Here is a 23,586-nt window from a genome sequence, read left to right on the forward strand (position 1 = left end):
CGGTATTCAATATCCTTCTTCTGTTGGAAAAAAAGTGAAAAAATACAACTTTCCCCCTACAGCTCCGATCGCTGCAAGGCGGCTTTAACAAATCCGCGGAACAACGGCTGCGGACGGTTCGGACGGGAAGTGAATTCCGGATGGAATTGCACCGCAAGGAACCATGGGTGATCAGGAAGCTCAATCATCTCCACAAGCCGGCCATCAGGCGAGGTTCCCGAAATGCGGAGTCCATCTGCTTCAATACGCTCGCGATATTCATTATTAAATTCATACCGGTGGCGGTGGCGCTCATACACCAGCTCATCATTATATTCACGCTCGGCAAGGGAGCCTGTGGCAAGCTTGCAAGGATACAAGCCAAGACGCATTGTGCCGCCCAAATCCTCGATATCCTTCTGTTCCGGCAGCAGGTCGATAACCGGGTATTTGGTGGAAGGGTTGATTTCCGAGCTGTTCGCATCAGTAAGCCCTGTTACGTTGCGGGCATACTCAATGACCGCAACCTGCATGCCCAGACAGATCCCGAAGAAGGGAATTCCGTTCTCGCGGGCGTAACGGATGGCTGTAATTTTGCCCTCAATTCCCCTGTCGCCGAATCCGCCAGGGACGAGAATGCCATGGATGCCCTCGAGCTTGTCCGCCACATTATCCTCATTGACATCCTCCGCGCTCACCCAGCGCAGCTTCACATCCGCATCGGCATCGAAGCCGGCATGGCTGAGCGATTCCACTATGCTGAGATAAGCATCATGCAGCGCAACGTACTTGCCGACAATGGCAATCTCGGTTGTCCGGCTCAGCTGTTTGACACGCGTCACCAGATCTTCCCATTCCGTCATATCCGGCGGCGGCGTCGTCAGCTTCAGGTGATTGACGACAATCTCATCCAGCCCCTGCTCGCGCAGGTTCAACGGAACTTCGTACAATGTGGAAGCATCGCGGCATTCTACAACTGCACTCGCGTCGATATCGCCGAACAACGCAATTTTGCGTTTGAGCTCGTCCGCAAGCGGATATTCGGTCCGGCACACAATCACATTCGGCTGAATGCCGATGCTTCTGAGTTCTTTGACACTGTGCTGGGTCGGTTTTGTTTTCTCTTCGCCAGCCGCTTTGATGAATGGAATCAGCGTCACATGAATATACATCACATTTTCGCGTCCGATATCGCTTTTGATCTGACGGATCGCTTCCAGAAACGGCAGGCTTTCAATATCCCCGACCGTGCCGCCGATTTCCGTAATCACCACATCGGATCCCGTTTCTTTGCCCGCGCGGAACACGCGTTCCTTGATTTCGTTGGTTATATGCGGAATAACCTGCACCGTACCGCCTAGATATTCACCGCGCCGCTCCTTAGTAATCACGGAGGAGTAGATCTTGCCTGTCGTCACATTGCTGTTCTTCGACAGGTTAATGTCAATAAAGCGCTCATAGTGGCCAAGATCAAGGTCGGTCTCCGCACCGTCGTCGGTTACGAACACTTCCCCATGCTGATAAGGACTCATCGTTCCCGGGTCCACATTAATATACGGATCGAACTTCTGAATCGTTACCTTCAAGCCTCTGTTCTTGAGCAATCGGCCAAGCGATGCTGCCGTTATGCCCTTACCCAAAGACGACACAACACCGCCGGTTACAAAAATGTACTTGGTCACTGATGATACCCTCCATGCTAGGATGTTAAAGTATAGGATTGCCTATTTCCTCAAGAAGAAACAACTGCGCCGTTTTTTGCGCCGAAACAGACTCTTTCCCTTTCGAATTTCAAGCAAAGTATGATGGAAGCTTATACCCTCTTATACTTTGAAAAAGAGCAAAAAAAAGAAAAAAGTGACACCCGTATAGACGGGGCACTTTCTAAGGTTGGCTTATTACTTGCATGTGCGAACTTAAAGCCCATGCAATAGTTTACTCTTCACGGCTATCCTCTGTCAAGACAAGAAGAAGCACCGTTCGACCTTAAAAAAATGAAAGGTTCCGGGATCTACTTATCCTCGTCGTCGTCTTCAAAATCCTCCGCGTCATCGGAATCCTCTTCCTCCGACACCTCATCCTCGTCCGCGTCGTCCGTGTCCTCATCGATTTCTTCGTCGTCGATCAAGACCTCTTCATCAACCTCGGCTTCCTCTTCCGACTCGTCAAAGATCTCCTGATCTTCATCGTAGCTGTCGAAATCCTCTTCCTCGGCTGTGTAGGTTTCTTCTTCCTCGTCCGGATACACCTCGTCATCCTCATCATCATCATTGATAATGCGGGGACGCTTGGCATTGCCAACCGGATCCTCGGAGCGTTCCACCGGATACCAGCGCTTGAGCCCCCAGGTGTTGTTTCCGACGCAGGCAAAACGTCCGTCAATGTTGATTTCCGTATATACTTGCGCAATCACTTGGTTGGTTTCTTCTTGAGACAAGCCCCGTATCTTGGCAATTTCCATCATGATATCCCGATAATAAAACGGCGTATTCGCCGCTTTAAGCAGTTCAAAAGCCAAATCAACCATTGGCATTTCCTTGACGCGTTCAGGATCGATCTTCAAGGTGATCTCGCTGCTCATTGGACACTTCCTCTCATCTCAATCTACTACAAACTATCCAGCTTTCCATTATCAACTTATAGTAAAACTTATTTCTTTCAAAAAAGCAAGCGCCTGGCCCTTCCGTACGCAAAAAGAAAAAGCGAAGGTCAACCCTTCGCTTTGACTGTATCCTTCCGGATGATCCGGCTGCTGCCCACCCGGGATGCGGGAGCCGCTAAGGACTCCTGGTTTATATTATGTAAACGCGCGGCGAATGACACGGATATTCAGCCTAATTATACGAAAAAAGGTCACTCGCTCATACGGCTTGTTGTCCTCCATCATACAATACTCCAGCACAGTCCACCGGGAGGAGACGTGACCTTGGACCGAACCGCAATTCTCCGCCTGCTGCAACGCCCGCCCGCCCAGTCCCCGTCTTGCACCAAGCGCCGCATCATCCATTTTAAACGGCGGAACGACTATCTGCGCTTCCTCCAGGAATGGTCGGAATTGCGCGTGCTTCCTGGCGATGAACACGCCCCCAGACATCTTCCTTTAATTGAAGCCTTCTCGTTATCCCTATGCGATGAACAGCTGGATGCCCCTACCCGCGAAGACATCCTGATGGAAGAGGATCCCCTGCTTGCCGTTGACGGCACCGCGCTCAAGCAGACCGGCCGCGAGAAAGGGATTCCCTGGGGCGTCCAGGAGATTAAAGCTCCGCATGCATGGAGCACGACAACAGGCCACCGGATCAAAATCGGAGTGATTGATACCGGCGTAGATTTCAGCCATCCCGATCTGAAGCATTCGCTTGCCAGAGGCATTAATTTGCTTAACCGTGCTGCGCTGCCGCATGACGACAATGGGCACGGGACACATATCGCGGGTACGATTGCTGCCGCCAACCAGCTCCGTGGCATGATCGGCGTCGCTCCGAGATCGACCGTTTATCCGGTTAAAGCATTCGACCACAACGGCAGCGCATTTGTATCCGACATTATCATGGGCATCGACTGGTGCGTGCGCAGCCGGATGAATATTATCAATATGAGCTTCGGCATGAAAACGCGCAGCAAGTCATTGCTCCATGCAGTCACAAACGCCTTCAACGCCGGTATTATTATTGTCGCCTCCTCGGGAAATGACGGGAAACGCAAATCCGTCGATTACCCCGCTAAATATCCGCAAACCATTTCCGTGGGAGCAACTAACCGCCTACGCCGTATTGCGCCTTTCAGCAACCGCGGTATCCATATTGACATCTATGCCCCGGGAGAGAAGATTCTGTCCTCCTGGCTGCGCGGAAAATATCATGAGATGAGCGGCACATCGATGGCAACCTCTCATGTCAGCGGGGCCATCGCGCTGCTGCTGGCTTACCAGCCGGGACTTGCCCCGGCCGAGATTAAAGCCATCATGAAACGTTCCATGCTCCCACTGCGAGGCACAAAAGCTCCCCGACTGACCGGGGAGCTGGATGTAATGCGTATGATCGCAGCCGCGGACCGGTAGGTTCGCGGTTTTTCAATAATTAAGCCGCAGATAGAGCTGCTGCTACATCCGTTCGGGGGCGGAGACGCCAATCAGACGCAGCACGGTTGACAGCACGGTCCGGACGGCCGCAAGCAGCGCAAGACGCGCCTGCGTCTGGGCTGCATCCTCGGTAATCACCCGATCCGCCTTGTAATAGCTGTGGAAGAGCGAGGCCAGCTCATAGACATAGCGGACAAGCCGGTGCGGCGCATACTGCTCGGCCGAATCGGCAATTTCCTGAGGCAGCTCGCCCATTTTGCGCAGCAGATCGAATTCATGCTCAGTCGTCAGCTTGGTGAGATCAACCGAGGCCGGCGGCTGGATCAGAATATCCTGCTCCTGTGCCTGACGGAAGATGCTGCAGATGCGCGCATGGGCATACTGCACATAAAACACCGGATTTTCATTGGATGTCGAAATGGCCAGATCCATGTCAAAATCCAAATGCGAATCCATGCTGCGCATGGAAAAGAAATAGCGAATGGCGTCGATGCCCACTTCCGCCATCAGATCCTCCATCGTAACCGCTTTGCCGGTGCGCTTGGACATTTTCATCTTCTCGCCGTTCTGAAAGAGGCTGACCATTTGGGCGATCAGCACAACCAGCTTCTGCGGATCGTGGCCAAGGGCAGCCATCGCCGCCTTGACCCGCGGGATATACCCGTGATGATCGGCACCCCAAATATTGATCATCCGGTCGTAACCGCGCGCGTACTTATTCTGATGATACGCAATATCCGGTGTCAGGTAGGTGTAAGACCCGTCATTCTTTACCAGCACGCGGTTCTTGTCGTCGCCGTATGGCATTGTGGACAGCCACGTAGCGCCTTCCTCCTCGAATACCTGGCCCCGTTCGCGCAGCGCCTCAAGCGCCTGTTCGACCTGACCGGTCTCATACAGCTTCGTCTCGCTGTACCATTCGTCGAATTCAACGCGGAATTCCCCAAGATCGCGCTTGATCTTGCTCAGCTCCCGCTCCAGGCCGTAGGTGCGGAAAAAAGCAAAACGTTCCCCGTCCGGCAGCGCCAGCAGCCGGTCGCCTTCCGACTCGGCCAGCGCCTTGGCAAAACCGATGATATCTTCGCCGTAATAGCCGTCCTCCGGCATTTGGGCTTCCTGCCCGAGCGCTTCTTTGTAGCGCGCTTCAATGGAGTAGGCCAGATTGGCTACCTGCTTGCCCGCATCATTAATATAATATTCACGGGTAACCTTGTAACCCGCATAGTCCAGCAGATTGCAAAGGACATCGCCTACTGCGGCCCCCCGCGCATGACCCAGATGAAGGCTCCCCGTGGGATTGGCGCTGACAAATTCCACTTGTACAGACTGACCGCCCCCGGTGTTTACGCGGCCATAATTCTCGCCTTGTCCCAGCACCTCGCTGATAACCGGATAAAGATAGCCTTTGTCGATCCGGAAATTAATAAAGCCGGGACCGGCAATCTCTGCCGATTGGATGGAGGCCTTGCCTTTATCCAGATGAGCGAGTATCTCCTGAGCGATCTGGCGCGGATTCTTCTTGGCCAGCTTGCTCAGGAGCATGGCTGCATTAGTAGCCAGGTCGCCGTGCGACTTCTCCTTGGGCACTTCGAGCACAAAGAGGGGCAGCTCCTCGCGGGAGGCAAGTCCCGCGGCCACCACGGCGTCAGCTATCGCTTCTTTAACAAGCGTATTCAATCGATCTATCGTATTTCCTTCCATATATACAACTCTCCTTCATCATTCACAAAACCAACATGATTTTCTTCTATTCTTCAGACGTTATCCCCGGCGGGCTTATCTTTCTGTTCTTCCGCATGCAGCCGGACGATGAACATTCCGGTCGGCTGTTCGTCGACCCACAGCCTGTAATGCCACTCCAGCAGCATGGGGAGGGACGGCGCCATCGGTTCCTCCTGCGGTTTCCCCAGAGGATTGCCCGTAGCCATATCCCCGCACTGCATCCATAGCAGCGTTGTATCCGTCTCGAGCTGAAAGCGGATATGCGTGGATGTATAATGCCCCACGCGGCGCATCCCGGCTGCGAAGGTCTGATCCGATTCAACATCCCCGTGCCTCTTCACGCTGAGCTCGCCTTCCCGCCAGCGTACTAAGGTTCGCACCTGCCCATTCTCGTCAGACTCCTCATAGCGGACATATACGGTGCGGTCTTTGCGGAACCATTCACCGATGAAAGCATGCGTCTGCCGCTCCCCATCGAGCTCGCTCGTCAGCGTAATCTGCACTTTCGCTCTGCCTGTCATCGCCCTGTCTCCTGTCCTGCTTCTTCTGATACTTACTATATACAGGAGCAACAAGGATTTCAATGCCGGCCAAGGCCAGCACTTAAATCTGCCGCGGCGACTGCAGACCCAGAAGTCCCAGTCCGCTGCGGATGACCTGGGCGCATGCCGCCACAAGCACCAGCTTCGCGCGCGTTTCGTCGGGCGAGTCCGATATAATCCGCTCCTGGTGGTAAAACCGGTTGAAATCCTTGGCTGCCTGGAGCAAGAACCGGGCGGCAAGAGACGGCTCGTTGGCCCGGACGGCCTCACGGACAGCCTGCGGATAAGCGGCCAGCGTTTTGAGACAAGTCCACGCGGCCGGCAAGGCCAGATAACCGGTCTGCCCCCGGAGGGCTCCCTCCTTCACAGCCTGAGCCGCTTCCTCCATGGTCATGCCCCCTTTGTCCAGCAGCTTGCAGGCACGCGCCGCAGTATACTGCAAATAAGGGCCGGTTTCCCCCTCAAAACGCAACGCCTCGTCAAGCGAGAAATCAACCTCCAGCTGCCTGTTATGCTTCAAATCGCCAAACACAATGGCGCCGATCCCGACCGCTTCGGCAATCTCTCTGCGCCCGGTAAGCTCCGGATTCTTCCCTGCGATAATAGCCTCGGCTTTGGCTACGGCTTCATCCAGCACCTCATCCAGGAAAATCACCTGTCCCCTGCGTGTGGACATTTTGCGCCCGCCGAATTTCATCAGACCGAAGGCGATATGCTCGCAGTGCTGCGCCCCTTCCATTCCCATCCGCTTCAGCACGGAAAACACCTGCCGGAAATGCAGCTTCTGCTCTGCTCCTACGACATACAGAAGGCGGTCAGCTCTCATCTCCCGCTTCCGGTATAAGGCCGTAGCCAAATCACGCGTCGGATAAATGGTCGTGCCGTCGGATTTCAGAATGAGACAGGGCGGCATTCCTTCTTCATCGAGGCGTACAACCTGCGCGCCATCGCTCTCTTCAAGCAGGCCCTGCTCCGTGAGCTGCTTGACCACTGCAGCCATTTTATCGTTATAGAAGCTTTCTCCAAGGGTGTAGTCCATGGACACCCCCAGCCTCGCATAGACCCGCTGAAATTCCTCCATGCTGAAGGTAACGAAAACGTTCCACAGCTTACCCGCTTCCTCGTCCCCGTTCTCCAGCTTCCAGAACCAGCGGCGCGCCGCATCCTCCAGCGACTTATCCAGCTCCGCTTCCTCATGGAAGCGGACATACAAGCGCAGGCTCTCGCGGATGGGCTCTCGCTTCAACGCCGCCTCGTCGCCCCAACGGGCATAGGCTTCCAACAGCTTGCCGAACTGCGTGCCCCAATCACCGATATGATTGACCGTGATCACCTCATAGCCCGAGAAGCGGTAGAGATTGGCAAGCGCATTTCCGATCATCGTAGAGCGAAGATGCCCCACTCCAAAAGGTTTGGCGATATTCGGCGAGGATAAGTCAATCACCACCCGCTGTCCCGCTCCTTCCGAAGATTTGGCGTATTCCGGATCCAGGATGGTGTCAAGCAGCTGCGCCGCCCAATAGGCTGGATCAAAAAACAGATTCAGATACGGCCCCTTGGCTTCTGCACGAACGCCCGCCGAAGGATCGTGGACAAGCTCCGCAAGCTCCTGGGCAATCACCGCAGGAGGGCGTTTCCACTTTCGGGATAGCAGATAACAAGGAAAAGCCGCGTCGGCAAGCAAAGGGTCCGGGGGCAGCTCCAAAACAGCGGCAAGCTCAGCCTTCGAAAGCTCCGTATGGGGGTGCAGCCGCTCCGCCGCCCACTTCAGCAACAGGTTCATTTTTATTCTCCTCCTCAGAGTTTTCTTGTATCTCCTTGACTATGCTCCTTAAGCAACAAGAAAACTCACATCGGAAGCATAAGCCTGGTAAAGATAGACTCCAAAAAAAACATAAAAACCCCCGTCTCTGTAAAGAGACGGAGGTTAGTCCGCGGTACCACTCTTCTGGCGCCCTTCATGCTTAAGAGGTGACGGCTGGGTAGCCGAACGCCTTCCATGGTCATAAGAGGGGCCGCTTGAACACGGTAACGGGGTGACCGGATTATCCTACTAGGGCAAAATAACGCTCTTTCGGACAATCAACTCCCGGGCCCGCTTCCCATGCCTGGCTGCACCGGCTTTCACCATCCCGGCTCGCTGCTTGCAGCGCTATGCAAAGTACTGTCCCGTTCATCGCTTGTAAGCTGTTTTTTTCTATTATATGCATCCAGGGGAAAATTGCAAGGGGATGGGGACGTTCTATAAAGGGTGAATCATATCCTGCCGCAACAGGAAAGAGATTGCCGCCGCCATTCTTGCGCCACGGCGGGCTTATGCTATACTGGCTTGAATAACGGGAATTATCACTTTCTATTGAAGGACGGCATGGATTCATGAGCAAAGGAACCGGATTATTGCGGCAGATGAACGAGAAGCGCGCTCTCGCGCTGCTGCGCAGCGGCGAACATCATTCCCGGCAGGAGCTGGCCAAGCTGTTGGGTCTAAGCAAAAATACCATTTCTCTGATTATCGACAGCTTTATCAAGCAGGGCATCGTTGTGGAAAAGGGGCTCACGGAGCAGGCCGGGGCAGGCCGTCCGAGAATCCGTCTGGAGCTGGTTCCCGATTTTCATACGGCAATCGGCTTATCCATCGGCCATTCCAGCTGTCAGTATATCGTTACTGATTATCGCTCCTCCATTCTCGAGAGCGGCGAATATCCTATTTTGAACACAGACGCGGAGCCTTTTATCGGGGAAATGATCGGACTGTGCGGCCGGCTGCTGGCCAAGTATCCCCGAACGATCGGCATCGGAGCCACCATCCCTGCGCTGGTCGATCCCCATCGGGGCATCGTTCATTTCTCCTCCCATCTGAATTGGAAAAACACGCCTCTCAAGGAGAAATTGGACAAGCACCTTCCGGTGAAGACGATGGTAATGAATAATGTCAAAGCTTCCGCTCTGGCCGTAGCTTCAACGATGCCGGGCGCTGGAGACTCCGCCAATCTTTTCTATTTGCGGATCGACGAAGGGGTGGGCGGAGCGCAGATTATTGACGGCCGGATCTATAACGGCGCCAGCTTCATAGCAGGCGAGATCGGCCATCTATGTGTGCATCGAGATGGTCCCTTATGCGCCTGCGGGCAGCGGGGATGTCTGGAAGCGCTCGTCAGTATGCCAGCGGTAAAAGAGCAGATACGAAGCCGTTACCCGCAGGCCGAATTGGAGGGGAATCCGCTTCCCTGGATCGTCAGCAAACAGAATGAAGATGACATGCGATCCCTGCTGCGGACCTCCGGCGAGCATGTCGGGTTTGCTTTGTCCCAGCTGGTCAATCTGGTGAACCCGCGGCATATTATGATCAACAGCCCATTGGCGGAGCTTGCACCCTTCAAGCAGGCCGTTCAACGGACCATGGAGCAAAGAGCTCTGCATCTGCCCTTCGCAAAGACGAGTCTGCAGTTTCTGCAAAATGCATTCTCCGCAAGCATCGGCGCCGCTTATGCGGTCATTTTGGATTTCGAGAAGGAATAAGGCGCGAGGGGCAGCCTGGCAGACTTTTTCCGTCTGTACATGGTTGAAGGAAGGGCTGGCTGGCAGCGTCCCCCCTTTCCATCATTCCACAAATGGATTGACGGAAGGGTAGGGACATGATACCTTAAAATCAATTAGTCCTAAACAAGGACAAATCGACAAAACAGGAGATGACAAGGGGAATGAGCACAGCTAAAGGACTTGTAACAACCCGGAACGCGGACCTTTTAAAAGTTGAGGTCTATGAGAATCGGAAGCATATGGGGATCTCTGCCGCTGAAGCGGTCTCGGCCAAGATGAAGGAGCTTCTGGCTAGCCAGAAGGAAATCCGGATGATTTTTGCGGCTGCCCCCTCCCAGAACGAATTCCTGGAGAAGCTCCGCTCCGTGGAGGGTCTGGACTGGTCGCGCGTGACCGCCTTCCATATGGATGAATACATCGGGCTTCCCCCTGGGGCACCGGAACGCTTCAGCGCTTTTCTGTGCAAGGGGCTGTTCGATGAGGTCCATCCCGGTACAGTCCAACTGATTGACAGCACTTCTTCCGCGGAAGAGGAGTCTCAGCGCTATGCCCGTTTGCTGCAGCAGCATCCCATCGATATCGTCTGTCTGGGTATCGGGGAGAATGGACATATCGCCTTCAATGATCCGCCGGTTGCCGACTTCAATGATCCGGTCTGGGTAAAAAGCGTCGAGCTGGATGAGATTTGCCGGCAGCAGCAGGTCAATGATGGCTGCTTCCCCGATCTGCCGTCGGTTCCCACCCACGCCATAACGCTAACCATTCCCGCCCTGTTCTCCGGCACTCATCTCTTCTGCATGGTTCCGGGCGTGACCAAGGCCGCCGCTGTCTCGGCGACACTGAACGGACCCATCACCACACAGTGCCCTTCTTCCATCCTGCGCAGGCATCCGGATTGTACCCTTTACACCGATAACGACTCGTATGGAAAGCAGGTCTAGTATGTCTCATTCCGATATAACGGCCATTAGAGGGCTTCATTATTTAAGCGGAGAGCCCGTCACCGTCACGATGACCAGCGGGAAAATCAGTGGGATCCATAAAGAAGAAGGGCCACAGGCAGGCGATGAGAACCTGCCCTGGCTCGCGCCGGGCTTTGTGGATTTGCAAATTAACGGCTTCCGCGGGCTGGATTTCAACACGATTCCCATTGCGAAAGGAACCGCCAAGAGTGTGACAAGTGCATTATTCGAGGAAGGTGTTACTTCGTATTACCCTACGGTAATAACCAACGGGGATGACGCCATTGAGCAGGCGCTGCGCAGTATCGCTGGAGAGTGCCGGGAAGATGCCGCCACGGCCGCCGGCGTAGCGGGCATACATCTGGAGGGGCCTTTTATTTCCCCTGAGGACGGCCCCCGGGGCGCTCATGGCCGATCCTTCACCAAGGCGCCCGACTGGGAGCTGTTTCTACGGTGGCAGGAGGCTGCCGAAGGGCGGATCAAGCTCATCACGCTGTCCCCGGAATGGCCGGGTACGGCAGGGTTTGTCGCCCGATGCGTGGAGCATGGCGTGCAGGTTTCCATCGGACACACTTCCGCAACCGATGAACAGATCATGGAGGCTGCGGCGGCCGGCGCGCGCTTGTCCACGCATCTGGGCAATGGGGCGCATCTCATGCTGCCCCGCCACCCGAACTATATCTGGGCACAGCTGGCCCAGGAGGAGCTATGGACCTGCGTGATCGGCGACGGCTTCCATCTGCCCGATTCCGTGCTGAAGGTCGTCCGCCGCGTAAAGGGAAAAAGAGCCATCCTCGTCAGTGATGCCGTTGCCTTCAGCGGCCTGGCCCCCGGGACATACGAAAGCCATATCGGCGGAAGAGTTGTCCTGACTCCTGAAGGCAAGCTTCATCTGGAGCAAAGTCCCGGAATCCTGGCGGGATCGGCCCAAATGCTGCAAAGCGGAATCAGTCATCTTGTCTATAAAGGGATCGCCTCCCTCTCCGAAGCTTGCGATATGGCCTCCGTTCATCCGGCTGCTTTCATGGGACTTCCCGCAGCGGCGGGACTGGCCATTGGCGCGCCTGCCGATCTGGTAGCCTTTGAATGGACAGGCAGCCGTTTGAAGCTGATGCAGACCTACAAACATGGCAATCGGGTTTATACCCGTGCTGGAACAGACTGCTGACGCTGGAATGCGTCAGGTTTTTTCCGCAAGCGGATAGAGCTGACTCTGAACGCCCGGCCCGCCGCGATTGTTCCCGGCCTTTACCGGCGCTTGTTACAGCCGCGGCGACGGGCGCCCGTCCAGCTTCTCGATTTTCTGGCAGATATCATGCTGCCACTCCGTATCTCCTGTCATGGACGCGAGCAGTGACATATTGTACAGATTGGCCAGTTGCCTGCAATAGGACGCATTCACCGCCATGCAGTGCTCATAATCAGCCTGCTCCTGTTCAGTCAGCTTGCGGCGGCCCTGCAGGGTCCACAGCTCCGCCAGCCGCTCATGGACCGGAAAAATTCCCATCTGCTTATCTCCCCCTCTACCAGCCATTATGGCCAAAAGAAGCATAAAATCTTCCTGCTCCAGCTTAAAGAAGGGAAAAATCGCACCGTACACCTCGCGTATGCTTCCGGAGCGCGGTGCGGCGCTTTCTGACGGTTGAAGAAAATACGCCAAGGGCAAAAGAAAACACCTGCGCTTCGAGGAAGCGAAGGGATAAACCTGTATCCGGATCCTATCTTTATACATGCTCAAAAAAAATGCGTTCCATTAAGGCTTCCGCATATAATCCAGGATCGGCCGCCATGCTTCAACCCGGTCCGCTGTGGTTCGCATCCGGGCCGTCGGAATGGGACTTGTGGACGGCAGCCGCAGATGCGCTACCCTTTCGTTCATGGGATGGCCGGAAAAATATTTCTTGAACGTGTCGTACGCCTTGTTCCCGTTGAAGGCTAGCGCACGGACAGCAGGATATCCGGCAAGCAGCGCCGGCAGATCATTGGGAACCGCTTCGCGGATGTTGGCGTCCAGACTGCCCTCACGCTCGCAGGCCGCAATTACATCCCATAACGCTACCCCCCGCTCCCTGGCAAAAGCGAGCCGCTGCAAGTAATCCGCCGCAGGCACCCCGGCACCTGCCAAAGCATAAAGCACCGGCCAGAAATGATTGCGCGGATGCCCGTAATATTGATGTTTCGCCAGCGAAGCCGTGCCCGGCATACTGCCCAGCACCAGCAGTGTCGATTGCCCGTCGATAAGGGGCGGAAACGATTGGACCGGCATTTATGCACCTCCATTTGTCTCTGGAAAATCAAAAACAACCGATAACCGGGTTCTCGTCCGGAATATCGGCTGCAGCTATATCAATCGCTTAACGTTTATTTGATGAACCCAAGCAGCATCTCGCGTATGACTTTGGCCGCCACGATCTGGGTTTGCTCGGTTGGGTCATAGGCGGGCGCCACCTCAACGAGGTCGCAGCCGACGATGTTAATGCCCGCACGTGCAATGGCGTGAACGGACTCAATCAGTTCCTTCGAGGTAATACCGCCGGCTTCCGCCGTACCGGTGCCCGGCGCGCAGGAAGGATCAAGCACATCAATATCGATCGTCAGATAAACCGGACGGCCGGCAAGCTCCGGCAGTACCTTCTTCAAAGGCTCCAGCACCTCGAACGGATGGAAATTGATATTCTCGCGGGCAAACTGCCACTCCTCGCGCGAACCCGAGCGGATACCGAACTGGTAGATGTTCTGTCCGCCGATCAGGCCAGCCGCTTTGCGGAGTGGTGTCGAATGCGACAAGGGCTCACCCTCATACTGCTCGCGAAGGTCGGCATGCGCGTCGAAATGAATGATCGCCAGATCCGGATATTTGGCGTAGACCTGCTGAAAGATCGGCCAAGATACGAGATGTTCGCCGCCCAGTCCGACCGGCATTTTGCCATCCTTCAGCACATCGCGTACGAACTCGCCGATAATATCGAGGGAACGCGCCGCATTGCCGAACGGCAGCAGCAGGTCGCCTGCGTCGAAATACTCGATATCCTCCAGACTGCGGTCCAGATAAGGGCTGTATTCCTCCAGGCCAATGGAAACCTCGCGGATACGCGGCGGCCCAAAACGCGAGCCTGGACGGAAGGAGACGGTAAAATCCATCGGCATACCATAGATGACGGCCTTGGAGGCGGCATAATCGTCGGAACTGAGAATAAACACATTGCCGGAATATTTTTGATCCAGTTTCATAAGGTTGATGTCCTCTCTGTCCTACTTGATCAGGTCTTCCACAAATTTCGGCAGTACAAATGCCGCTTTGTGCAGGCGCGGGCTGTAATATTTGGTGTCCATTTCCGGAATCGAGGACTCGTCGACCGCCAGCGGATCGTATTTTTTGCTGCCCAGAGTGAAGGTCCACAGGCCGCTCGGATACGTCGGCACATTGGCCCAGTATACGCGGACGATCGGGAATACTTCCTTTACATCGCGGTTGACGCTTTCGATCAGGTCCGCCTTGAACCACGGATTATCCGTTTGCGCGACGAAGATGCCATCTTCCTTAAGCGCCTCGTAGATGCCTTGGTAGAAGCCGCGGGTGAACAGGTTGGCCGCCGGACCGACAGGCTCGGTGGAATCCACCATGATGACATCATAGGTATTCTTGTGATCATGAATATGCATGAAACCGTCGTTCACGATTACCTCAACGCGGGGATTATCCAGCTCCCCCGCGATGTTCGGCAGATATTTTTTAGAATATTCAATGACTTTGCCGTCAATATCGACCAGTACGGCTTTCTCCACCTTCGGGTGTTTCATAATTTCGCGGATCACGCCGCCGTCTCCGCCGCCTACGACCAGTACATGCCTGGGATTGGGATGCGTGTTCAGCACCGGGTGCGCCACCATTTCGTGGTAGACGAATTCATCCTTATCCGTGGTCATGACCATGCCATCCAATACGAGCATCGTGCCGAATTCTTCCGTTTCAATCATATCGAGCTTCTGGAAATCCGTCTGCTCGCTCACATACGTTTCTTTGATTTTCGCGGTAATGCCATAGCTTTCGGTTTGTTTCTCGGTGTACCACAGTTCCATAATGGTTGTCCCTACTTTCGTTGTATGTATAGGCCGATAGGATAACTTTCCGCATCAAACAGCCTGTTCTTCCCTCGTCGATGGTTCAATTTGTATTATAGTAGAACCCCGTGAAATTGCAACCTTTGCCAAGGTCCCTCACAAAAATTTAATGTGACTATCGCCTTCGATGAATAGCCCGCCCTACTAATTTCCATACTAAGGAAAGAAGAAGGTATTGGCATGGCATAAAAGGTTTCACATAAGGGGACCCCTCACATGAAAAAAACAGTAAACGGGCAGGGCGGAGCAAAGCGCCGACTGCCCTTTCGTATTCGCCTGGAAAAATGGCAGCCGCTGCTGCGCCGCGTAAAGCGCCTCTTCATCTATGCGGGAGCTGTCTTTGCGCTGATGCTTGTCGCCGCCTTTGCTTTTCTGTTCTATCTGCGCACACAGGCGCTGCCCGTCTCCTCCATCAGCCAGACCTCACAGATGCTCGATTCGCAAGGCCATGTGATCGACACCTTCCACACGGAGGAGAACAGGCAGTCCGTTCCGCTGAAGTCGATCTCGCCTTATCTGATCGAATCGACGCTGGCGATCGAGGACCAGCGGTTCTATGACCATCTCGGTTTTGATCTCAAAGGGATGGCCCGCGCAGCGGTCGTCAACATCGAGCACCTGGATGCCAAACAGGGAGCCAGCACGCTGACCCAGCAGCTGGCGCGCAATCTGTATCTGTCCCATGAGCGGACATGGTCGCGCAAGCTGAAGGAAGCGATGTATACCATCCAGTTGGAAATGACCTATTCCAAGGATGAGATTCTGTCGCTGTATCTGAATCAAATCTATTACGGCCATGGCGCATATGGAGCCGAGGCCGCCGCGCAGCTATATTACGGCAAGCACGCTTCCGAGCTCTCGCTCGCGGAAAGCGCCATGCTCGCCGGCATTCCCAAAGGACCGAAATATTACTCGCCCTACAGTGATATGAAGAATGCCAAGGACCGGCAGAAGACGATTCTGGGCACGATGGTTGACCAAGGCATGATTACGCGGGCCGATGCCGACCATGCCTCGGGTGTGCTGCTGCAATTCCAGCCGCTTGGCGCAAGCAAACAGGACGGAACGGCGCCGTACTTCCGCGATTATGTCCGGCTGGTCGCTATCGACAAGCTGGGCATCGACGAGCGGCTGCTCAGCGAAGGAGGCATACGCATCTATACGACGCTCGACGGGGATGCGCAGCGAGCGGCAGAGGATGCGGTAGCCGCAGGCATACCGGCTTCCTCGGAGCAGCAGGCGGCGCTGATATCCATCGATCCTCGCAGCGGCTATATTAAGGCAATGGTTGGCGGCCGCGACTACAAAACCAATCAATTCAACCGCGTCTTCGCCAAAACGCGCCAACCCGGCTCGTCCTTCAAGCCGATCCTCTATCTGACAGCGCTCCAGGAGGGAGCCATGACTCCGGTGTCCCGCTTCAAAAGCGCGCCAACCGTGTTCACCTATGACGAAGGCCGCAAAACCTATGCGCCCAACAACCATAACGACAAATATACCGGCGATTATATCGATATGCGGCAGGCCATCGCAAGCTCCGATAATATTTACGCGGTAAACACGATTATGGCCGTCGGTCCGGATAAAGTGATCGATATGGCCAGGAAGCTGGGCATCGACAGTCCGATGCAGCCCTTGCCTTCTCTGGCACTGGGCACCTTCCCGGTCAGCCCCTTCGAGATGGCCTCGGCCTTCGGCACCTTCGCCAATGCTGGCATTCATATAGAACCAACAGCAATTCTGCGCATTGAGGACAATAAGGGCGAGGTGCTGTATCAGGCCAAGCCTGCGTCCGCCCAAGTTGTCTCCCCTGCCCAAACCTATGTGCTGACCAGTTTGATGGAGAGCGTCTTCGAAACCGGAGGCACGGGAAGCCGCGTCGCAGCCATGATCAAGCGGCCCGTGGCGGGCAAGACGGGAACGACGGCAACCGATGCCTGGCTGGTCGGCTATACGCCGGAGCTTGCCACCGCAGTCTGGGTGGGCTACGACAAGGACCGCAAGCTGACCACAGCCGAAGCGCACCGGGCCGCGCCGATCTTCGCCTCCTATACGGAGAAGGCGCTCTCCGCCGTGCCGCCCAAGCTCTTTCCGATGCCAAGCGGCGTCGTCTCCGTCTATATCGACCCAACCAGCGGCAAGCTGGCCGCAAAGTCCTGCGCCAGCAAGCGGCTGGAGACCTTCGTCAGCGGCACCCAGCCGACCGAGGTATGCGGCGATCACGGTGATGCGACCGGTACAGCCACCGATAATGGCGCTGCGCATGAGGAAACGTCATGGTGGAAACAGCTTAAGCGCTGGTGGACGGATTAAGCGGGTTGAAGGAAGTAAGACAGGGGCTAACGCCGCCACCCGGCAGCGTTAGCCCCTGTTCGTATGACTATGCCATTGAACCGGCAGGAGTCTTATCGGCAGAGCTAAAGTGTTCTGCCGATATAGAGGGGGTTGGTCAGGCATGTCATGATCGTGCGATCAATGTCTTCCATATAGCGTCTGGCCTCCACCCGATAAAACAAACGGTCAGACGCCCCCTCAAAATCGAAAACAGCCTGTTCATTATCTGTCGTCCATTGCGCCTCTACACCCTGATCGGACCAGAGGCTTACCTGGTCTGCTTTCAGAGCGGACGCTTCAATACGCAGCGGCACGGCGGCTTCCGGGCTCGCCGGGGTAAACGAGTCGCCGATTCCATACTCCCCGGAGGACAAGGTGATAAAGGTTTCCTCCGGATCGAAGGATAACACCACACGACCTTGACGCATACCGTCCAGCAGCCCCTGCACGGTATCCGACATGGTCCAGATGGAGACAGCCGGTCTGCCATGCCTAACGAAGCGGTCGGCGCGGTGCGTGTCACTGCCGCCGAGAGCCACAATACGCTCCCCTTTACCAAGCTGCTCCTGCCACCACTGTACAGCCTTCTCATTCAGCTCGCGCCACGGTCCGTTCCAGACTTCAATGGCGTCATAAGGAACGTCGAACCCGAGCTCCCACGGGCAATTGTCGCAGAAAGGATGATTCAAGGATATGAACGCCCCCTTATCGCGTGCTTGCCAAAGCTCCGACGCTGCAGTCTCCGGCGTCAGAACGCGAAAATCATGGAGCGCATCCGGCTGGCCCAGCAGATTGGCATGCCCCTTGTAGCTGGTCAGCTCCACGCCCGGAATAATGAGCAGCCGTTCATCCGCAGACAGGGAGAAGCGGTTCTGCGAGGCTGTGTTATGATCCGTTAGGGCGATAAAATCAAGCCCCCGCCCGGAGCACAAGCTGATCACCTCGGCTGGAGTATAGCTTCCATCGCTATGAACGGTGTGCATATGCAGATCGCCTTTCAGCCATCTGCCGCGGGCGGGCACCGCTGTGATTTCCACAGTGACCCTGCAGCCAGCTTCAGGTATGCGGTATGCCCCTAGCAGCACCGCCCACATGCCGGACGCGATCGGACCGGCCAGGTAGCCAGGTGTCGCTTTCTCCAGCCCCACGAAGAAGGAATTGCGCGCGCCCCCGCTCCATCCCACGATACGCTCCGGCGATTTCAACCCGATATCCACAACGGATCCCGCGGCCTGTTTGTCATAGCTGTAACGAATTTCGATACGCTCATAACCATCACCCATCAGCTCGAAGGGCACTGCGATATAGGTCTGCTCCTCTTCCTTGACGATGAACCTCTCGCGGGTCAATTGAAGCGTTTCTGCCTGTGCTGAACCCCGCTTGTATACTTCAGCCAATTTCCCTCTCCTCCTCTATTCTTTGTTCGCTCCCAGCATAATCCCCTTCATAAAATATTTCTGCACAAAAGGGTAAACCGCAAGCAGCGGAATAATGCTGATGATAATCCCCGCCATCCGCACATTAGTTGTGACCAGGTAGTTGCTGGATACGGAGCTGGTATCGATAATCATGGATTTCAGCGCCACCTGCAGCGTATATTTCATATCATCGTTAATGAACATCACCGCGGCGGTGAACATATTCCAGCGTCCCACGAATTCGAAGAGCGTGATCGTCGCAAGCCCCGCCGTGGCAAGACGCATATACATCGTAAGAAAAATGCGGAATTCCCCGGCACCGTCGATTTTTGCCGATTCGGCCATCTCATAAGGCACATTCATGAAGAAATTGCGCATCAGCAAGATGGAGAAGCCGGACACCAGGCCCGACAGCACCAGCACCGACAGTGTGTTAATGAGATGCAGATCCTTGTTCACGACATATAAAGGAATCATGACGGCCTCTTGAGGCACCATCATTGTGATTAAAATAAACGTCACCATCGTTTTCCTGCCGGGCACATACGGATGAATCAGCACATAACCCGCAAGCGACGACAGCAGCACATGCAGCAGCGTACCAACCACGGTAACAATCGTACTGTTCATCAGGGGCCGCCAAATATCAAGGCTTTGCCATACAATCTTGAAGCCTTCCAGACTGAACTGCTTGGGAAACAGGATAATATCCGGCTGCATGGATGCCATTCCCGAGGAAAACGCCAGCGAGATAACGTTCAAAAAAGGAATAACCATCGTCAGCATGAGAATCAGCAGAAATAGCATATTCAGCGCGTCGAAGCATTTATTTTTCCAGCCCAGCCGGTCAAATCGTTCTCCATTCATGGTTTACACCTCATCAAAACGCGTTAGTCGGCGAACAATTAAAGTTAGTACAAGCGTCATCAGGACAACAAAGAAGCTCGCCGCTGCGGCAGGACCGATCTTGATATCCAGAATGCCTTTCTGGAAGGTATACATCATCAGCACATCCACCTTGGCGGCAATCGACGGGTTGCGCAAAATAAACACCTGATCGAAAATACGCAGGATTCCCAGCGTGTTGAGCAAAAAGATAACCTTCATCGTCCCGCTCAGCTGAGGCAGCGTGACATAACGCATCTGCTGCCAACGGGAAGCCCCGTCGATGCGTGCCGCCTCGTACAGCGAGGGGCTGATGGAAACGATCCCCGCCAGGAACAAAATGCAGTTGTAACCCATATCCTTCCACGTGGCAAGCCCGATCATCATCCAACGGGCCCAATCCGACTCGGCGAGAAAATGGACCGGCGCGATGCCGGCCAGCTTCCCGAGCAGCAGATTCACCAGACCATTGTCGGGCGACAGCAGGAATATCCAGATCCCTCCGACCACGACCCACGACAGAAGATGAGGAATATAAATAATCATTTGGGCCATTTTTTTGTACCAGGTTTGCAGCACTTCATTCAGGGATAAGGCGACAATTAAAGGTGCGATGAAGCTCATCAGCAGAATACCTCCGCCGATGATCACCGTATTTTCAAACGCCTCCCAGAAAGAAGGGTCGTTCCATACCAGCCTGTAATTGTCGAATCCGACGTATGGCCGCGTGCCCATAAGCTTGTAGTCCTGGAAGCTGATCTGCAGCCCTTTAATGAACGGATAATAGCCATATAGCAGAAAGTAGGCCACGACAGGTACCATCATCACGTAAAGAACCGCATATTTCCTAATATTTCTCATTCTCTTCACACATCCAATCCTTCAAAGCGGCATTTGCTGCCGGCCGCTAATCGATCAGCTTTTTGGCTATCAGCTCATCCTGCATCTTTTTCACGGCTTCGCCGGCCGGCATTTGTCCCGACATGGCTTTAAGCGCGTAATTCTGTACGATTTTCTCCGCATCGGCCCACCCTGGCAGCGCCAGCTCGAGTGTCGCATACTGCTTCACCAGGTCCTGCGCATCCTGCACGCCGGGAAGCTTATCAAACGCCGTTTTCACATTCTCGTTGTACCAGAACGGCACCCCGTGATCCATATTGTGTTCCGTGCCGACAGCCGTCATTTTGTATTCCGTACCTTCTTTCGTATAATCCACGCCTTCAACGCCCAGGCTGCCCAATCGGATGCCTTCTTCCGAATTCCAAAACTCCAGGAATTTCTTGGCTGCATCCGGGTGCTCGGCATTGCTTGGCACGATCCAGAAATCCGGGTCGCCGCGACGCATCAGAATCGTTCCATCGGTACCGGGAATGCTTGCGATCGCTTTGGCATCGAACGTTGTATTCGGATCCTCCTGATGACGCAGGTTGTTGAACATGCCCACCCAGGCGTCCCAATACGTGACCATGCCTACACGGTCGGTGAGAAACAGATTGCGCATCTTGCCGGTATCATTCGTGATGAAATTCGGATCCATGATGCCTTCCTTGGTCAGCTTCGCAAACCATTCATACATCGGGACAGCCGCTTCCGTCGCATAGGGAATCGTACGCTTGCCGTCCTTCATGACATAACGGTATTTGAGACCGGCCGCGCTCATAAAGCCTTGAATTTCATAAAGTCCCGCTGTGCTGAGCCCGTAAGTGTCGTTCTTCCCGTTGCCATCGGGGTCCTGCTCCTTGAAGGCCTTGAGCACCTTGTAATATTCATCCAGCGTCTTCGGTTCGTCCAGCTTCAGCTTGTCCAGCCAGTCTTTACGGACGATCGGCATCGTACCGCCCTGGAATTTGGTGAACACAGCCACGATCTTGCCGTCTTTATCCTTCAACTGGTCCCATTCTGCCTTTGGAATTACTTTGGGGTCGGAGAGCACAGTCGAATTGGTTACGAAATCGTTGAGGTCGGATACGACGCCCTGATCGATAAATTCACTTAATTTACCCAGATCGCTCATTTCGATCAGATCGTATTTCTCTCCGGAACCAAGCGCCGTCAGCACCTTCTGGTCATAATCGCTTGCCGGCTTCTCCAGCTTCGCGTCGATACCGGTTTGCCCTTTGATGGCTGCTTCGAACTGGGTGTTCTCTTCCGGTGTTTTACCTCCAATGTTGGCAGCCAAAATCCGCAGCTTCATCTCTCCTGCTGGTTTGGCTGCCGGGTCGCCGGTAGAATTCGCCGGTGTGCCTTCAGGCGTGCCGCCACTACCGGCTCCTGTGTTCGCCGTATTGGTGTTCGAGCATGCGGAGAGCAGAAGTGAGCTTGCCAACATTAGTGCAGATGCGGTTTTTATCATTGTGTTCATCTTTTTCCTCCTAAAAGTTATCTGCTTAACTACAGGGAATGACTTCTTGCTAAGCAGATAACTCGCTCCGAAAGCATATGCTTTGTTATCTGCTTAACTACAGGGAATGACTTCTTGCAAAGCAGATAACTCGCTTCGAAAGCATATGCTTCGTTATCTGCTTAACTACTTCGAATCATCTTTTTGCAAGAGCAGATGACTCGCTTCGAAAGCATATGCTTCGTTATCTGCTTAACTACTTCGAATCATCTTTTTGCAAGAGCAGATGACTCGCTTCGAAAGCATGTGCTTTGTTATCTGCTTAACTACTTCGAATCATCTTTTTGCAAGAGCAGATGACTCGCTTCGAAAGCATATGCTTCGTTATCTGCTTAAATACATAAAATAGCTTCTTGCAAAGCAGATTACTTGCTTCGAAAGCATATGCTTTGTTATCTGCTTACCTACATGGAATAACTTTTTGGTGTACAGGAGCCCCGTATGACAAGCTCGGTGGGGACGAGCACTCTCTTTGCTGTTTTTGAAGGGACCTTCAGCTGCTCGACCAGCAGACGGGCGGCTTCCAGACCCAACTGCTCGGAATGGAGTCTGACCCCGGTCAAAGGCGGCGAGAATTGCGGTGAAAACACGGAATCATCGCTAAAAGCAAACACCGATAATTCCTCCGGAATACGCAGGTTCAATTTCTCTGCAGCTTTATATACGCCCAGCGCCATAGTATCCGTATCCGCTATAACCGCCGTAATGGAGGGAAACTCCTTCAGCATGGCAAGTGCTGTCTGGTAACCAAACTCATAGGAGGCGGGACCGGGCACCGGGATATGGAGCATCATCCGGGGATCGGGCGTTAGCCCTTTCGAGCGGAAAGCCGACTTGTAACCAAGCTCTCTGTCACCGGCAACCGTCCGGCCGGCAGCTGCATTGAGAAATAAAATATTCCGGTGCTCCAAAGTCAACAGGTACCGGGTAACTTCCGAGGCCATGCCTGCATTGTCGTTGTCCACATAGCTTACCTGAGCCTCATAATAAACGGGGGGACGCCCGATGATAACCAACGGAGCACTCCTGGCCACTCTTTCCTCTACACGCGTATCTCTTTCGGCGGGATCAAGTAAAATTTCGCCATCCACAGGGTCAGACGCCATATTTTCCACCTGGCTTAAATACTCCGGAGACAGTGTATTCACCAGCAGACGGTAACCATGCTCGTAACAAACTCGCAGAACACCATTTAATAGAGACAGATGAAACTGGCTGAACTTGGAGGAATCCCCCATCATGTTGAGCCCAATAATACGGGTCGAGCGGTTCGCCAGGCTTCTCGCCCAATAATTCGGTTTGTAGTTCAGTTCTCTGGCAGCGGCCAGCACCCGCTCGGATACCGCCTTGCTGATGGGCCGTTTCTTGCTGAACACATTGGACACGGTTCCCTTTGAAACTCCTGATGCCTTTGCCACATCATCGATCGTTGCCAAGCCTATCCAACCTCGCTTTCCCTGCGGCTTTCCAGCCGTATAACCTGCGCCGAAGATATAACAGAATAGAATGAACCGGGTTGACGGGACAGACTTAGATTAAACCGGTTTTGTCAGAGGCGTTTAAAATAGAGATGGATTTTATGTAAAGGAATTAAAGTTGT

19 protein-coding genes and 1 other annotated feature are annotated in these 23,586 nt (G+C 54.3%); of the genes, 5 read left to right on the plus strand and 14 right to left on the minus strand.

Annotated features, from left to right (window positions below; all coding sequences use genetic code 11):
- Positions 1–56: 56 nt before the first annotated feature.
- A complete protein-coding gene (pyrG, locus tag IEY46_RS30990) occupies positions 57–1,661 on the minus strand; it encodes a CTP synthase (RefSeq protein WP_188998687.1) in 1,605 nt (534 codons plus the stop codon).
- Between the two features lie 329 nt (positions 1,662–1,990).
- Positions 1,991–2,560, minus strand: a complete 570-nt coding sequence (gene rpoE / locus IEY46_RS30995; RefSeq protein WP_188998690.1) for a DNA-directed RNA polymerase subunit delta — start codon at positions 2,558–2,560, stop codon at positions 1,991–1,993.
- Positions 2,561–2,905: 345 nt separating this feature from the next.
- Here rpoE and IEY46_RS31000 point away from each other — a divergent pair, with 345 nt between their 5' ends.
- A complete protein-coding gene (locus tag IEY46_RS31000) occupies positions 2,906–4,039 on the plus strand; it encodes a S8 family peptidase (RefSeq protein ID WP_229750665.1) in 1,134 nt (377 codons plus the stop codon).
- Between the two features lie 42 nt (positions 4,040–4,081).
- Here IEY46_RS31000 and argS (IEY46_RS31005) read toward each other — a convergent pair whose 3' ends face one another.
- The 3 genes from argS (IEY46_RS31005) to argS (IEY46_RS31015) all read right to left on the minus strand — a co-directional run bounded on the left by argS (IEY46_RS31005) (position 4,082) and on the right by argS (IEY46_RS31015) (position 8,101).
- Positions 4,082–5,761 carry an arginine--tRNA ligase gene (gene argS / locus IEY46_RS31005; protein WP_188998693.1) on the minus strand — a complete coding sequence of 560 codons (1,680 nt, stop codon included), beginning with the start codon at positions 5,759–5,761 and terminating at the stop codon, positions 4,082–4,084.
- A 53-nt stretch (positions 5,762–5,814) separates the two neighbouring features.
- The gene (locus tag IEY46_RS31010; protein WP_188998696.1) at positions 5,815–6,303 is read right to left on the minus strand and encodes a YwiB family protein; all 489 of its coding nucleotides are present in this window, start codon (positions 6,301–6,303) and stop codon (positions 5,815–5,817) included.
- Between the two features lie 82 nt (positions 6,304–6,385).
- A complete protein-coding gene (gene argS, locus IEY46_RS31015; protein ID WP_188999115.1) occupies positions 6,386–8,101 on the minus strand; it encodes an arginine--tRNA ligase in 1,716 nt (571 codons plus the stop codon).
- 136 nt (positions 8,102–8,237) lie between these two features.
- Positions 8,238–8,510 (minus strand) — a binding site (T-box leader).
- A 190-nt stretch (positions 8,511–8,700) separates the two neighbouring features.
- Here argS (IEY46_RS31015) and IEY46_RS31020 point away from each other — a divergent pair.
- From IEY46_RS31020 to IEY46_RS31030, 3 genes are all read left to right on the plus strand, one after another.
- Positions 8,701–9,843: an ROK family protein gene (locus tag IEY46_RS31020; RefSeq protein WP_188998698.1), complete on the plus strand. Its 1,143-nt coding sequence runs from the start codon at positions 8,701–8,703 to the stop codon at positions 9,841–9,843.
- Between the two features lie 182 nt (positions 9,844–10,025).
- On the plus strand, positions 10,026–10,805 hold the full coding sequence (locus tag IEY46_RS31025) for a glucosamine-6-phosphate deaminase (RefSeq protein WP_188998701.1): 780 nt from the start codon (positions 10,026–10,028) through the stop codon (positions 10,803–10,805).
- A gap of 1 nt (position 10,806) precedes the next feature.
- Positions 10,807–11,994: an N-acetylglucosamine-6-phosphate deacetylase gene (locus IEY46_RS31030; protein WP_188998704.1), complete on the plus strand. Its 1,188-nt coding sequence runs from the start codon at positions 10,807–10,809 to the stop codon at positions 11,992–11,994.
- Between the two features lie 93 nt (positions 11,995–12,087).
- Here IEY46_RS31030 and IEY46_RS31035 read toward each other — a convergent pair whose 3' ends face one another.
- From IEY46_RS31035 to speE, 4 genes are all read right to left on the minus strand, one after another.
- Positions 12,088–12,333, minus strand: coding sequence for a DUF7667 family protein (locus IEY46_RS31035; protein WP_188999118.1), 246 nt, complete (start codon positions 12,331–12,333; stop codon positions 12,088–12,090).
- Positions 12,334–12,579: 246 nt separating this feature from the next.
- Entirely contained in the window at positions 12,580–13,092 is a 513-nt protein-coding gene (locus IEY46_RS31040; protein ID WP_188998707.1) for a DNA-deoxyinosine glycosylase, read from the minus strand.
- 95 nt (positions 13,093–13,187) lie between these two features.
- On the minus strand, positions 13,188–14,057 hold the full coding sequence (gene speB, locus IEY46_RS31045) for an agmatinase (protein ID WP_188998710.1): 870 nt from the start codon (positions 14,055–14,057) through the stop codon (positions 13,188–13,190).
- A 21-nt stretch (positions 14,058–14,078) separates the two neighbouring features.
- Positions 14,079–14,906 (minus strand): polyamine aminopropyltransferase, encoded by an 828-nt coding sequence (gene speE, locus IEY46_RS31050; RefSeq protein WP_188998713.1) that lies wholly within the window; start codon positions 14,904–14,906, stop codon positions 14,079–14,081.
- Positions 14,907–15,164: 258 nt separating this feature from the next.
- Here speE and IEY46_RS31055 point away from each other — a divergent pair, with 258 nt between their 5' ends.
- A complete protein-coding gene (locus IEY46_RS31055) occupies positions 15,165–17,261 on the plus strand; it encodes a transglycosylase domain-containing protein (protein ID WP_188998716.1) in 2,097 nt (698 codons plus the stop codon).
- Positions 17,262–17,365: 104 nt separating this feature from the next.
- Here the strand turns inward: IEY46_RS31055 and IEY46_RS31060 are convergent, their stop codons facing one another.
- The 5 genes from IEY46_RS31060 to IEY46_RS31080 all read right to left on the minus strand — a co-directional run bounded on the left by IEY46_RS31060 (position 17,366) and on the right by IEY46_RS31080 (position 23,422).
- Positions 17,366–18,679 carry a CehA/McbA family metallohydrolase gene (locus IEY46_RS31060; RefSeq protein ID WP_188998719.1) on the minus strand — a complete coding sequence of 438 codons (1,314 nt, stop codon included), beginning with the start codon at positions 18,677–18,679 and terminating at the stop codon, positions 17,366–17,368.
- Between the two features lie 15 nt (positions 18,680–18,694).
- Positions 18,695–19,567 carry a carbohydrate ABC transporter permease gene (locus IEY46_RS31065; protein WP_188998722.1) on the minus strand — a complete coding sequence of 291 codons (873 nt, stop codon included), beginning with the start codon at positions 19,565–19,567 and terminating at the stop codon, positions 18,695–18,697.
- 3 nt (positions 19,568–19,570) lie between these two features.
- Entirely contained in the window at positions 19,571–20,446 is an 876-nt protein-coding gene (locus IEY46_RS31070) for an ABC transporter permease subunit (RefSeq protein ID WP_188998725.1), read from the minus strand.
- A gap of 46 nt (positions 20,447–20,492) precedes the next feature.
- A complete protein-coding gene (locus tag IEY46_RS31075; protein WP_188998727.1) occupies positions 20,493–21,947 on the minus strand; it encodes an extracellular solute-binding protein in 1,455 nt (484 codons plus the stop codon).
- 443 nt (positions 21,948–22,390) lie between these two features.
- Complete coding sequence (locus tag IEY46_RS31080) at positions 22,391–23,422, minus strand: LacI family DNA-binding transcriptional regulator (protein WP_188998729.1); 1,032 nt, start codon at positions 23,420–23,422, stop codon at positions 22,391–22,393.
- Between the last annotated feature and the right edge of the window lie 164 nt (positions 23,423–23,586).

The sequence above is a fragment of the Paenibacillus nasutitermitis genome, from assembly GCF_014641075.1.
GTDB lineage: Bacteria > Bacillota > Bacilli > Paenibacillales > Paenibacillaceae > Paenibacillus_Z > Paenibacillus_Z nasutitermitis.